This window comes from Pseudomonas sp. FH4 (assembly GCF_000510915.2).
Taxonomy (GTDB): domain Bacteria; phylum Pseudomonadota; class Gammaproteobacteria; order Pseudomonadales; family Pseudomonadaceae; genus Aquipseudomonas; species Aquipseudomonas brenneri.
The window spans coordinates 1-12,207 of the sequence record NZ_AOHN01000002.1 but is presented as its reverse complement, the minus strand read 5'-3'; the positions used below and the strand labels follow the sequence as shown (position 1 = coordinate 12,207).

Genomic DNA, 12,207 nt, shown 5'->3' with positions numbered 1-12,207 from the left:
CTCGGCTGAAACAGTAGAAAACGTAAATGACGGTGGCTTAAGAGTTCTTTTTTTGAAGGCTCTTCAGACGCAGGGTCGCGCGTTGTACAGCGGCCATTTTTTCTGGACGCTTCATTCGTTTCCATTTTCTGATGTCTTCCTTGGTGCGACCGCAGCTAACGCACAGTTCGCTGTTCAGCTGGCAAACAGAAATACAGGGATTTTCGATGTCCTTTGCCATTGTTCAATTCCTCGTCGAACTTATGCGTGCTGCGGTTTCATTGCTAAGCCAGAACGGCGATCTGATCGGGTGCGTCAGCGCCCAACTTCGTGCGGTACTCAACTGTCAGATGAGTGATCTCATGAACCGTCGCAAGCCGTTCTCGTATGTTTTCTGCATTGACTGCTGGGCTGCCCAGAACACTCACAATCGCGGCGCGGGCTTGCGGCCCAACCTGCCAGACATGAAGATCAATGATCGAAGCATCTCCCGGTCGCTCAACCAGTTCACGAATCTCTTCAGCGACATGATCATCTGTCTGGTCGAGCAATACACCCGAAGTCACCCGCATCAACGACCAAGCCCAGCGTGCAATCACAACGGCACCCACAATCCCCATTGCAGGGTCGAGCCATACCCAACCAAGGTATCGACCAGCAAGAAGGGCTGCGATGGCCAGAACTGATGTCAGTGCATCTGCAATGACGTGAACGTAAGCAGAGCGCAAATTATTGTCGTGGCCATGCGCATGGTGAGATTCATCGTGATCGTGGTCATGCCCATGGTGATGATCATGACCGCCAGACAGCAAAAGCGCGCTCACCACATTCACTGCTAGTCCGACAATCGCGATTAGAGTCGCTGTCCCGAATTGCACTTGAGTCGGTTGAAAGAGACGAAACAGCGACTCTCCAGCAATTCCCAAGGAAACCAGTCCCAAAATCAGAGCAGAAGCGAAGCCACCCAAGTCTCCCACCTTGCCAGTTCCAAAACTGTAGCGAGCACTTGAGGCATGTCTTTTAGCGTAAGCGTAAGCAGCTGCGGCTATGCCGAGTGCTCCTGCATGCGTTGCCATGTGAAAACCATCGGCAAGCAACGCCATTGAGCCAGTGAGATAACCTGCGGTGATTTCAGCAACCATCATTACGACGGTCAGGGCCACCACCCACAAGGTTCGCTTGGCGTTTTCTTCATGTGATTTCCCAAGGAACATATGGTCGTGGGAATACTCGGCGTACGAATTACTCATCTGGGCAAATCCTATTTGGAATAGCGGCGAATGGCTTCGAGCAGCTCGTCGACACCTTTCGCTCTTTCGTCATTGCTGAGTGTCGGATTCGCGACGTGTTCACGAGCGTGGTCTTCGATAATTTCATCCATCAGCCCATTGATAGCGCCACGGGCAGAAGCGACCAAAAGCAGGGTTTTCGAGCAGTCATCATCAGAGTCGAGTGCTCGCTCAATCGCCTGGACTTGCCCAGCGATTCGCTTTACGCGCTTAAGAAGATTGTCTTTGCTTGATCTCATGTGACTCATACCATACCCCCCCTACCTATTAGAACAATATAATCACACGTTCCAATTGGCCATACAACCCAGGGAGGGAATCCATCCGACCAGCAGCGTTGCAGCATCTGAATGCTGCATTCGAAACATTCAGCACGTCGCCTCGCCGCGCAGTACCAATACAAGCCGTATGGGCGGCCCGGCACTTCAATAATTCGATAGATGGCGTAGCGCCTATCTCTTGAGCTGCCTAGGTCTATGGTTTAGGATCGAACCACATCCCCCCTGGGAGGATGCAGCAATCAACAGAGACGAAACCAGCTGATTGCGTCTCTTCGTGGAAAGTTCGGTAACCACATGGTTACGCACTTCGCTATTTGAGATATTTCATGCTGAAAATCCTAGCCAACCGTACCTACCGCCACCTCTTCTTGGCTCAAGTGATTGCGCTCATTGGGACGGGTCTTGCCACTGTTGCATTAGGCCTATTAGCGTTCGACCTTGCAGGTGCCAATGCGGGCGCTGTGCTCGGTACGGCGTTGGCGATCAAAATGACGGCCTACATTGGCGTTGCGCCAATCGCAGCCGCTTTTGCAGAGCGTTTACCCCGCCGGGCAATGCTGGTCTCTCTGGATCTGGTGCGAGCACTGGTCGCACTGGCTCTTCCGTTTGTGACGGAAGTCTGGCAAATCTACGTGCTGATTTTCGTCCTTCAGTCCGCTTCGGCAGCGTTCACTCCGACGTTCCAGGCGACCATTCCAGACATACTGGTGGATGAAGACGACTACACCCGTGCCTTGTCGCTATCACGTCTGGCCTATGATCTTGAAAGTGTCGCGAGCCCGATGCTTGCCGCTGCACTGTTGACGGTGATCAGCTTCCATAGCCTGTTCGCCGGCACGGTCATTGGGTTCCTTGCCTCAGCGGCCCTAGTCGCCACAGTGCTGCTGCCTAAGGCGAAGCAGATACCACGACGCAGCATCTACGAACGAACCACCCGTGGCATGCGCATATTTCTGGCCACACCTCGCTTGCGAGGGCTGTTGGCTCTCAATCTTACGGTTGCGGCCGCCAGTGCTATGGTCATCGTCAATACGGTGGTGCTGGTGCAGTCGCGCTTCGCTCTGCCGCAGAGTTCTACGGCATTGGCGCTGGCCGCGTTTGGTGGCGGTTCCATGGTGGCGGCCCTGGTCTTGCCTCGACTGTTGAAAAATATCAAAGACCGAACGGCCATGTTGTTTGGTGGAGGAGTATTGGTCGCAGGCTTAGCAGTTGGCATCAACCTAACCACCTATAACTTCCTGCTACCGCTGTGGGTGGTGCTTGGGGTGGGCTACTCCTTGGCTCAAACCCCGAGCGGTCGACTGTTGCGTCGCTCGGCACATGCCGAAGATCGCCCAGCGTTGTTTGCCGCCCAATTTGCGCTATCCCATGCTTGCTGGTTGATTACCTACCCATTGGCGGGATGGTTGGGTGCGAACATCAGCCTCACTGCGTCGTTTGTTGGGCTCGCTGTCGTGGCAGGTAGTGCGCTGGTGGTCAGCATCGTGATCTGGCGTCCAGCTCATGACCAAGACTCTATCAAGCACACCCATGAGAATCTGCCGGGCGATCACACGCACGTCGACGGCCAGGAAGGTGCGGATCACGAACATCCATACGTGATCGATGATCAACATCGCCGATGGCCCAACAAATGATTGTAAGTTCCTAAGATTTGCTAAGGCTAGCTGTCGGACATTCAGACTAGGAGCCGTAGGGCTTGCAGAGCGGCAAGGTGCCCCGGATAGAACCAGTAGCCCCATTGCCCGACCGGCCAGATCTTGAAGGAGAAGGTCTGACGCAGAAGCCAAAGTCCGATCAAGGGGGCCGCGAATGCGGTGCTCAAAGCCAGCATTGAATAGATTTCCAAGTCCAACGCCCTGGTTACGATGCTACTGCGGGTATTGCTCAACAGGCATAGAGCCGCTGGCAGCAGCCAAAGAACACCTGGGTTCTTTATTGCTACTAAGACAGCCGCTGGAACAAGTGCACCGTAGAAGCCGTACATCAGAGGATCATCCAGCACGTAGGCAACTGCAGCGGCCATCAACGCCATAGCGCCGCTCAACAAAGTGCGATGTTGCCACCCCCAGGCAATCACCAGCCCTAACGCCAGGGTAACCAACACGTTGAATGATCCCGAGGTGCTGATGTAGCGATAAGGCACTTCTGAAATGGCGGCGAACAACAGCATCAAGGCGAGGTAGCGTCCGTTCGCAGCAGTCAGCCACTCACCCGGTTTGGAGCGCGCCACGTTGGCCGCAATGGCGAGACAGAACAGCGGAAAAGACAGCCGCCCCAGAATGAACAGATTACTCATCTCCGGCCACACCAAGCGTAAGTGATCGATAACCATGGTCAGCATCGCCAGCCACTTGATCAGATCCAGACTACTGCTTCGGCTCTTGAGTAAGGAATTCTGGGCTGTATGAGCAGTCGTCATACCCACCCCAGTGTGACGGCGGTCAGCACGAGATAACGCACGCCCTTGGCCAGGGTGACAATCAGCAGAAAACTCCAAAGTGGCTCGCGCATGACTCCGGCGACGACTGTCAGCGGATCGCCAATGATCGGCACCCAGCTCAGCAGCAACGACCAGCGCCCGTAGCGCAGGTAGGAGTTCCGGGCCTTTTCAAGCTTGCTCTCGCTCACCGGGAACCAGCGCTTGTGGCGCAATCGCTCAATAGAGCGACCTAGAATCCAGTTCAGCGCCGATCCGAGCACGTTGCCGAAGGTGGCGACCGCCAAAAGCGTAGAAACGACGTACTGGTCGGAAAGCAGCATCCCGACCAGCACAGCTTCAGATTGCATTGGCAGTAACGTGGCGGCACCGAATGCCGCCAGGAACAGACCAACGTAGCTGGTGAGTTCAAACACTCGGACGTCGCCTCATGCGTTCAGGCCGATCCAGCCATGAAAGCCGACGTACAGACCAACACCGATGATCAACACGCTGGACAGGTAAGGTGCACGACGCGCAACGGCGCCCATCCAAGGCCAGCGATTCGAGGCCTGCTTGGCGCCAATAGCGGCTGCTGCACCGACGGTAACCAGTGTGAGCGCCAGACCAATGCTGAAGCACAGGACGAGCACGCCACCCAAGGCGACTTCTTTGATCTGAAGGCAGAGCAGTAGAACGGTGATGGCCGCAGGGCAAGGAATGAGCCCCCCCGTCAAGCCGAACATAATGATCTGTCCCGTGGTGACCTCACGGTTGGTAAAGCGCTTGCGGATATCGTTGGCATGGGCGCGCTCATGCGCATCCTGATAGCCATCAATCGACAACTCCAGGCCTTCCAGTTCGGAATGCGCGTGCCCGTGATCATGCTCTTGGTATTCTAGGTCATAATCATGGGAATGACCCGCATGGCCCAGACTCAAGCGGGCACTGAACTCATGAGGCTCCGGGATATCGACTGCCGACTCCAGGAAGCCTTCGCGCTCGACGAAAGAGAACGATTGAGTGCTGCCGTCCGGACGGGTAGTCATCAGGCGAACATCTGAGGCTGCCCAGGCGTGTCCGGTCAATGTCTTCAGGCGCCAGTGCGGTGGCATGCCTTCTTCGAAGATTGACAGCTCAACACGGCCATGGCTGGTATCGATTCGGTGGGTCTCATCATGATGACCATGGTCATGCTCGTCGTGGTGGTGATCATCACCTTGCTCGAACTTGAACATCTGCTCACCACGCCAGGTACGCCACAACATCCAGAGCGCAATCACAATGATCAGCGCGGAGGACGCGAGCTGGAAGTAAGGTTCTGTGGTTTGAGCATCCAGACCTTTGCCCAGGTACATTCCGCCGATTGCAACCAACCACACCACTGCGGTGTGCGAAAGCGTCGCGGCCAAGCCCAACAAAACGGCCTGTTTGACCGAGCCACGGATAGCCACGATGAAGGCCGCCATCATGGTTTTTGAATGGCCCGGCTCCAGGCCATGTAAGGCACCGAGCAGAATAGCGCTCGGAAAATACAGCCAGGCGTGTGAACCACCTGCTGCAAGAGTTCAGCGAAGTTGGGCATGTCAGACCTAAAGGTACTTGGTGATTTGCTTGAAGGCTTCCAGTGGTGCGCGCTCGCCATTGTTCAACGCCGAGACGGTGTCCTCCAGGCAGTGATCAATGTGATCCTGGATGAGCGTGCGCTTCGCTTGGCACACCGCTTTTTCAACAGCATGCAGCTGCTGGGCGATGTCCACGCACTGACGACCCTCTTCGATCATGGTGATGATGCCGCGTAAATGGCCGTCCGCCCGCTTGAGCCGCTTGATGATTGCTTCATGACTTTGGTGGGTATGCGCATGGCTGTGTTCGTGTTCTTGCTCACTCATGACTTGAGCCTCAGGCCTCAATGAATTAGGCTGGCATCCTATCCCCCCTAGGGGGATGCGGTCAAACGCATCAAAGCCCCACAAAACGAGTTGAAAGCCGAACACTATGTTCAGTAGAACACTGACAATGACGGTGGTAATCGCACTTGCTCTGGCCATGTTTGTGGCTTGGGCCGGGCATACCTATACGTTGTCGGTGACATCGAAACAGCCAGCCTGGGAGATTGCGCAAGATGCCCATCACTCCAATGAGCAGCAGGCAGAGATGTCGAGCGCGAGCTACTCGGATCACTACCACTCGCCGTTGACCCCTGACCATCAGCACGAAACGCCACAGCTCACGTCCGCGTTGAGTTTGGCTGCACAGCCGAAGCTGTCCATACGAGTTGATGCACGCCGATATTCCGTTCCTCGTCCGCCGATTTTCTTGATCGAGCGTCCACCCCGTCCTTCGTTCGCATCCTGACCATGGCCGCACCGCGGCCTTTGATCCCTGCAACGTAGGATTGATCTATGCATTCGCACTCGATGAGCGGCGTTGTCGCATTCACTGCGCCATCGCACCGCCCGCTACTGCTGTTTTTTTTACTTGTCACTGCACTTTTCCTCGGGATGCCCGAGGCGATGGCTCACGCCGTCGCGGAAGGAGACAAGGGCTTCATCCAGGAAAGTTCCGGCGTCTTGTTGCTGCCCTTCATCTACATGGGAGCCAAACACATGATGACAGGCTACGACCACCTGCTGTTTCTGTTCGGGGTGATCTTCTTCCTCTACCGCCTGAAAGACGTGGGGCTCTACGTCACGCTGTTCGCTGTAGGCCACTCGGTCACGCTGCTGCTTGGCGTACTGACCGAGATCAGCATCAGCTCCTACATCATCGACGCCATCATCGGTTTCTCGGTGGTGTACAAGGCGCTCGATAACCTGGGTGCATTCCAGCGCTGGTTCGGTTTCCAACCCAACACCAAGGTGGCCACGTTGATCTTCGGACTACTCCACGGTTTTGGGCTGGCAACGAAGATTCAGGAGTACGAGATCTCGTCTGATGGCCTGATTCCGAACCTGATCGCCTTCAACGTAGGTGTTGAGATCGGCCAATTGCTGGCCCTTAGCGCGATTCTCATTTTGATGGGGTATTGGCGGCGCACCGGCGGTTTCTGGCGCCACGCCTACGCCGCCAACGTCGCCATGATGAGTGCCGGTTTCCTGCTGATGGGTTACCAGATCACCGGCCTGTTTGTCTCTGCGTAAGGAATTCTGACCATGTTCAATACTCCGCTTCCAACTGTTAATGAATTGCCCAGCACTCGCAAACTGGTGCGTTCGACTGTCATTGCACTGTTGACTGCGGTCGTCCTGCTGGTGACCGTTGTCATGCCTTCGGAATATGCCGTTGATCCAACGGGTGTGGGCCGAGCACTGGGGCTGACCCAAATGGGCGAACTGAAGATCATCCTGGCCCAGGAGGCTTTGGCGGATGCAGCACCACCTCAACCAGCAACTTTAGCTCCAGCTCCAGCTTCGCAGGTTGCACAGGCTGAACCTGTTGCGACACCTGTTACTCCGCCAGTGGCGACACCTCCCCCAGCTCTGAAGACAAATCAAATGAGCGTCACGCTCAAGCCAGGTGAAGGGACAGAAATCAAACTGAAAGTGCTGAAGGGCAAGACGGTCAGCTATGAATGGACAGCGGCTGGTGGGCCTGTGAATTACGACACCCATGGCGAGCCTTACAACGGTGAAAAGGGTTACTTCCACAGCTATACCAAGGGCAAGCAAGTCAAAAGTGACAAAGGTGAATTCACCGCCATTTTTGACGGCACCCATGGTTGGTTTTGGCGTAACCGCAGCAATAGCGACGTGACCATCTCACTGAGAACGGCCGGCGATTACTTGAGCGTCAAACAGTAATCCGAAGCAGCGATGGCTGTTCTATTGCCGAAAATGCAGCGATCAACCTAGATAAAGACCATTTATCTCATCCATTTTTTGAAGAGTCATTCCATGAAAACCCCAGCAACGCTGATTCGTTCGATGCTCCTGATTTGCTTTATTGGCCTGATGACCGCATGCGGTGGCGGTGAGAAAGGAACAACATCCAAGACCGCTGAGCACGGACACTCACACGAGTAACACCCTGAATAAAACATGGCCGCATTTGCGGCCTTGTTTGCTTCTATATCTCAACCTGCGCACCCAGTTCGACCACTCGGTCAGCGGCAAATGGAAGTATTTGAGGTTGCTGTTGACGTGCTTCAGTAAAAAAGTGAACAAGCTTTCTCGCCGACGAGCCATTCCGATACGCTTGATCGGGATATCCGTCTCGCGGCTAAGGAAGTAGGTGGATTGCTTCGTGCAGAAATCCAGCTCATTCAAGTGTAAGAAACTCAAGGCTACGGCTAGGTCAGGCTCCCCGATAAGACCAAAGTGCGGGTTAACCCGGAAAAATTATTCGTCATAAGCCTAGACCTCAAACCGCCGATCATCTGGTACGCGCAGCTGTCTTCAGACGCCACAGTTAGCAACACCACCTGCTCGTGCAGAACCTGTTTATGCAATAGATTGTGCGAGAGCGCATGAGGGGCTGTATCAGCATTGTAATAACTGCCGGGTCATACCAACATTTATGTCAATCCACAAAAAAAGGCGCCACTAGGGCGCCTAAGCCGTCTCTAAACCAAAGGAGAAACAAAGAGACGGGGGTGTATTTGGCAATTGGACACCTGATGCCGATGGCTAGCGTCCGTTAAAGCAGTTGCAATGGGTATTCGACAATCAGTCTGACTTCGTCCAAATCAGATTCGAAATCGGTAGCTCGTGTCGTTGCTTGGCGAACACGCAAAGACATGTCCTTCAGAGAGCCTGACTGGATGACGTATTTGGCCTCTATGTCTCGCTCCCAACGCTTTTGGTCCTGCAATGGGGCACCATCCGCGCCGCGACGCATGTACACGCTGTTCGCGTTGGAATAGTCCGCATCCCAGCCCTTAGCGTAGCGGGTCATGAAGCTGAGACCGGGGATGCCGAAAGCCTGCATATCTAGATCGTAGCGCAGCTGCAAGGATTGCTCTTTCGGTGAGTTGAAATCGCTGTATTGGATAGAGTTATCCAAGAAAATTGAGTCGGACTGGCGAAGGTAGTCAAAGTCGTCGTTACCATTATTGCGCTGGTAACCAACGGTCACGGCGTGCGCTCCGAATTTGACCCCGGTCTTGCCGCTCCAGATGTTGTTATCGAAGCTTCCCAGAAGTTTTTTACCCTCATCAACCGCTCGGTATTAATTAAAGCCGCCGATTAGCGATACGCTTTCTGAGAGTGGATAGCTCAATGTGGTGCCCGCGTAGTATTGGTTCCACACATCCTTGAATTGGCTGGTGTAAAGACTCACACCTACGTGCTCATTGACCGTGTAATCGCCCCCTAGATAAGCGATCCATGGAGCATCTACTGCACCGGCGTAAAAAGTTGAAAAGCCGTCACGCATGCTACTGGAATTGGGTTGGCTCATCGCATGCAGCCGGCCCCCCTGAAGGGTCAGGCCTTTGATGCTGGTATTAGTGAACGTTGCACCACGGAAACTCTCCGGGAGAAGTCGGGAATCCCCATAGGCAACGACAGGCGTCGATGGAAATACGTCGCCTACCTTGACGACTGTATCCAGGAAACGCACTTTTGCGGCCCCGCCTACTTTTGAGTAGGAGTCTTCAGGTTGGCCTTTGCTATTGTGCGGCAAGACATCGACTGAGCTTCGGGCTCCCGAGCGACCATCACCTGAATCGAGCTTGAGGCCTTCCATTGCAAACGCATCAATGCCGAAGCCTACGGTACCTTGAGTAAAGCCTGATTCGAATCGGCCAATGATGCCATGAGCCCATTCGGCTGAGTAACCATTGCCCGTGGGGCTTGACTGGCCCTTTCGATAATCACGATTGAGATAGAGATTCCGATTGAGAATACTAAAGGTGCTCCCCTCAATGAACCCTTCAGGCTTTTGCTCCACAGCTACTGCAACTTGCCCCATGCTCATGCCAAGGGCAATTAGAGAAAGACCATAAATGCTTTTATTGTTCATTTAACACTCCAGGCTTTAGCTTGGCAGAGTTTCTTTATGAAATATTTTTTATAATTATAAAAAGCCACCAGCACGTGAGGATTTCTCCTACGTGCCGGCAGACATAATTTCATACAATAGATAACTCCAGCGTGACCTGAAAATTACTTCTATGTCAGCGAACAGTAAGCAGGCTCAAAACATACCGAACAAACTGGCGCAGCTAGGGCCAACGCTAACTAGCTTCCGTGAGGGCAGTTAGTACCCATAACCTTGTATTCCAGGGTGTTGAGCTTGCCCGCCGAATCTTCATAGGTCATGCGCGAAGGAGCTACGCCACAGGTTTTATTGGCTTGAGTGGTACTGATTACCTTCTGGACATCGAGGTTCATTCCATATTCATAATGAACAACTTCAGGTGTCGTCTTTCCATTTTCTAAGGCGTACTGTTCCATCGCCTTCTGGTTCTCTTGCATCATTCGACCATAAACACGGTCACCACCGCCTTCAGCCATGGCCAAAGAAGACAAGGTCAAGATGGAAACGGCAAAAAAAGCTTTTAGTGATTTCATGAATTTCATGATTTTCTCCTAGTGTTCACTTACTTCTGACTAGAGGATAACCAGTGATGCCTTTCAGAAAGCTGCCGCGAATATTACATATGCGTAAGGTGTCCCTCAGCACTGGTGAGCTCGACTATTAGAATTTTAACTTATTGGCGGAGTAGGCTGAATATGTCAGATAAGCATTAAAGATCAACTCGAGTTTCTCACGAAATACCCAAGTATTTTTTATTAAAGATACATCTCATCTATATTATGGACAGCTGCTTGGACTGCTCCATATGGATGAGTGGTTTGAGCGCAGTAAGATGAGACGAGGAACGTGTTACAAAAGCCTTATAGGCTGAGAATATTAGGGGCTACGTTGAGTACCGAAAATACCATCGCTAGGATAGCCTTTAACAGCCATAAGAAATCGTCCCGGTATTTTATCGCGGCTAGCAGCAAAGCACCGACGATTGGAAGCAGGGACAACCCCTTCAGCAACCGAAAGGTCCTGGTGAGGGTTAGGCCTTGCTTGTCGACTTGATCGATGGTGATCCTGAGCAGCCCCTGAAGTTTCGGGGGATATGTTTTTATCTTGTCCTTGAAATCATCGAAAATGACATTGAAGCTGTGTAGGAGGCGCTCCGTTTGCAGCATTTGGTTGTGAAGGATTGCAAGCAGAACCACAGAAACCGCTGCCAACCCAAGGACAAGGATAAAACCTTCGAATCTTGAGGTTGTTTTCTCCAGCACGACCAAACCCGCTAGCGATATCGGCAGGGCGAGCATCTTGCCGGCGATGTCGCCCAGCACCCCGCTAAGCTTCGTGCCATAGTCGATTTCAGCTTGGGCCACCTCCCGCCGGGCCCGCTCAAACGAGAAGCTATAGACGTAGGTTTGCAGATTAGCGCGGTATGTGGCGAGGACCTCCCGCCACTCCCGCACGATCACCAAGAACAGATTGGGCTCGCTCTCAAACTTCTCGATGACGCTAGCCACCGCCATCCGAATCATTAATTTTCGTTCGGAGAGGTGTGCCTTATTTTCGTTTTTTCGATTGAGTATTTCTTCCAACAAGCTCAGGTGATTGAGCTCATAGTCAAGGACCTTGACGTCAACCTGGGTAGGTAACAGAAAAGTTCTCGGAGGCTTAGCCCCATCGGGAGGCAAGGCAAAGAACAGATTAAAACCATCTTGGCTGCTGTCTTTGTCGACACCGATCGCTAGCAGTGCAAGCAGCTCGATGAGCCGGCAGACGCGCCTGAGCGCCTTAATCGCCGGAGGCTCGATGTCATCGCTATCTGCCCAACAGAGCTCAACAATGTATACGTTGCTCGGGAATTGCCCCTTGCCCAATGAGCCATTGCGAGCGACAAACTCGCCTAGGTTCGCGTAGAACCGGCCAGACTCGTTCGATGGCAAGCGAAACTCAATATCGAGAGAGTCTGCTTCTTCAGAGCAATGCTCGAACTTGCCATAGGCTGCGGGCAGGCCATCGCACATTCGCAACGCACCGATAATGTCGGGCGTTGGCATCCCCTCATAGCGGATGACTCCGTCCTCAATGGTGGGCGCTCCAATGGCGCGGTAGAGAGCTACCACATTAGAAAACATTCTTAGCCGACCCTGGCCAGCAGTTCTTTCTCGATCACACCAACCAGTTCGGCAGTCAGATTGGACAGCGTCAACTTTTTCCGTCCCTCTGAACGAGCCCCATGAAAGACAGGACACCGTTTCCCCCTTACGAT

12 protein-coding genes and 3 pseudogenes are annotated in these 12,207 nt (G+C 53.4%); 4 read left to right on the top strand and 11 right to left on the bottom strand.

Features of this window, described 5'->3' with window-relative positions:
• Window positions 1-37: 37 nt before the first annotated feature.
• Genes H097_RS27370 through H097_RS00875 form a run of 3 tightly spaced genes read right to left on the bottom strand, consistent with a single transcriptional unit; the run spans window position 38 to window position 1,516 of the window.
• The gene (locus H097_RS27370) at window positions 38-220 is read right to left on the bottom strand and encodes a DUF1289 domain-containing protein (protein ID WP_017341650.1); all 183 of its coding nucleotides are present in this window, start codon (window positions 218-220) and stop codon (window positions 38-40) included.
• Between the two features lie 43 nt (window positions 221-263).
• Window positions 264-1,229 (bottom strand): CDF family Co(II)/Ni(II) efflux transporter DmeF, encoded by a 966-nt coding sequence (dmeF, locus tag H097_RS00880; protein WP_032856632.1) that lies wholly within the window; start codon window positions 1,227-1,229, stop codon window positions 264-266.
• Between the two features lie 11 nt (window positions 1,230-1,240).
• On the bottom strand, window positions 1,241-1,516 hold the full coding sequence (locus H097_RS00875) for a metal/formaldehyde-sensitive transcriptional repressor (RefSeq protein WP_025992775.1): 276 nt from the start codon (window positions 1,514-1,516) through the stop codon (window positions 1,241-1,243).
• Window positions 1,517-1,875: 359 nt separating this feature from the next.
• On the opposite strand from H097_RS00875, the gene H097_RS00870 reads away from it, so the two are divergent.
• Window positions 1,876-3,186 carry an MFS transporter gene (locus H097_RS00870; protein ID WP_032856631.1) on the top strand — a complete coding sequence of 437 codons (1,311 nt, stop codon included), beginning with the start codon at window positions 1,876-1,878 and terminating at the stop codon, window positions 3,184-3,186.
• Between the two features lie 41 nt (window positions 3,187-3,227).
• Here H097_RS00870 and H097_RS00865 read toward each other — a convergent pair whose 3' ends face one another.
• From H097_RS00865 to H097_RS00850, 4 genes and pseudogenes are all read right to left on the bottom strand, one after another.
• A complete protein-coding gene (locus H097_RS00865; RefSeq protein WP_050593284.1) occupies window positions 3,228-3,971 on the bottom strand; it encodes a TraX family protein in 744 nt (247 codons plus the stop codon).
• Window positions 3,968-4,405 carry a YqaA family protein gene (locus tag H097_RS00860; protein ID WP_032856630.1) on the bottom strand — a complete coding sequence of 146 codons (438 nt, stop codon included), beginning with the start codon at window positions 4,403-4,405 and terminating at the stop codon, window positions 3,968-3,970. Before H097_RS00860 ends, H097_RS00865 begins: the two co-directional genes overlap by 4 nt.
• A 12-nt stretch (window positions 4,406-4,417) precedes the next feature.
• Window positions 4,418-5,553: pseudogene (locus tag H097_RS00855) on the bottom strand (nickel/cobalt efflux protein RcnA).
• Window positions 5,554-5,560: 7 nt separating this feature from the next.
• Window positions 5,561-5,860, bottom strand: coding sequence for a metal-sensing transcriptional repressor (locus H097_RS00850; RefSeq protein WP_032856629.1), 300 nt, complete (start codon window positions 5,858-5,860; stop codon window positions 5,561-5,563).
• A 127-nt stretch (window positions 5,861-5,987) separates the two neighbouring features.
• Here H097_RS00850 and H097_RS28305 point away from each other — a divergent pair, with 127 nt between their 5' ends.
• The 3 genes from H097_RS28305 to H097_RS00840 are packed head-to-tail and all read left to right on the top strand — an operon-like array spanning window position 5,988 to window position 7,771.
• On the top strand, window positions 5,988-6,326 hold the full coding sequence (locus H097_RS28305) for a hypothetical protein (RefSeq protein WP_229752137.1): 339 nt from the start codon (window positions 5,988-5,990) through the stop codon (window positions 6,324-6,326).
• 47 nt (window positions 6,327-6,373) lie between these two features.
• Window positions 6,374-7,111, top strand: a complete 738-nt coding sequence (locus H097_RS00845; protein ID WP_032856628.1) for a HupE/UreJ family protein — start codon at window positions 6,374-6,376, stop codon at window positions 7,109-7,111.
• 12 nt (window positions 7,112-7,123) lie between these two features.
• Window positions 7,124-7,771: a hypothetical protein gene (locus H097_RS00840; protein ID WP_032856627.1), complete on the top strand. Its 648-nt coding sequence runs from the start codon at window positions 7,124-7,126 to the stop codon at window positions 7,769-7,771.
• 265 nt (window positions 7,772-8,036) lie between these two features.
• On the opposite strand, the pseudogene H097_RS28520 reads toward H097_RS00840, so the two are convergent.
• From H097_RS28520 to H097_RS00820, 4 genes and pseudogenes are all read right to left on the bottom strand, one after another.
• Window positions 8,037-8,442: pseudogene (locus H097_RS28520) on the bottom strand (potassium transporter Kup); the annotation flags it as partial.
• 164 nt (window positions 8,443-8,606) lie between these two features.
• Window positions 8,607-9,932: pseudogene (locus tag H097_RS00830) on the bottom strand (OprD family porin).
• Between the two features lie 218 nt (window positions 9,933-10,150).
• Entirely contained in the window at window positions 10,151-10,483 is a 333-nt protein-coding gene (locus H097_RS00825; RefSeq protein WP_019334883.1) for a DUF2790 domain-containing protein, read from the bottom strand.
• Window positions 10,484-10,810: 327 nt separating this feature from the next.
• On the bottom strand, window positions 10,811-12,073 hold the full coding sequence (locus H097_RS00820; protein ID WP_032856625.1) for a hypothetical protein: 1,263 nt from the start codon (window positions 12,071-12,073) through the stop codon (window positions 10,811-10,813).
• Window positions 12,074-12,207 lie beyond the last annotated feature (134 nt).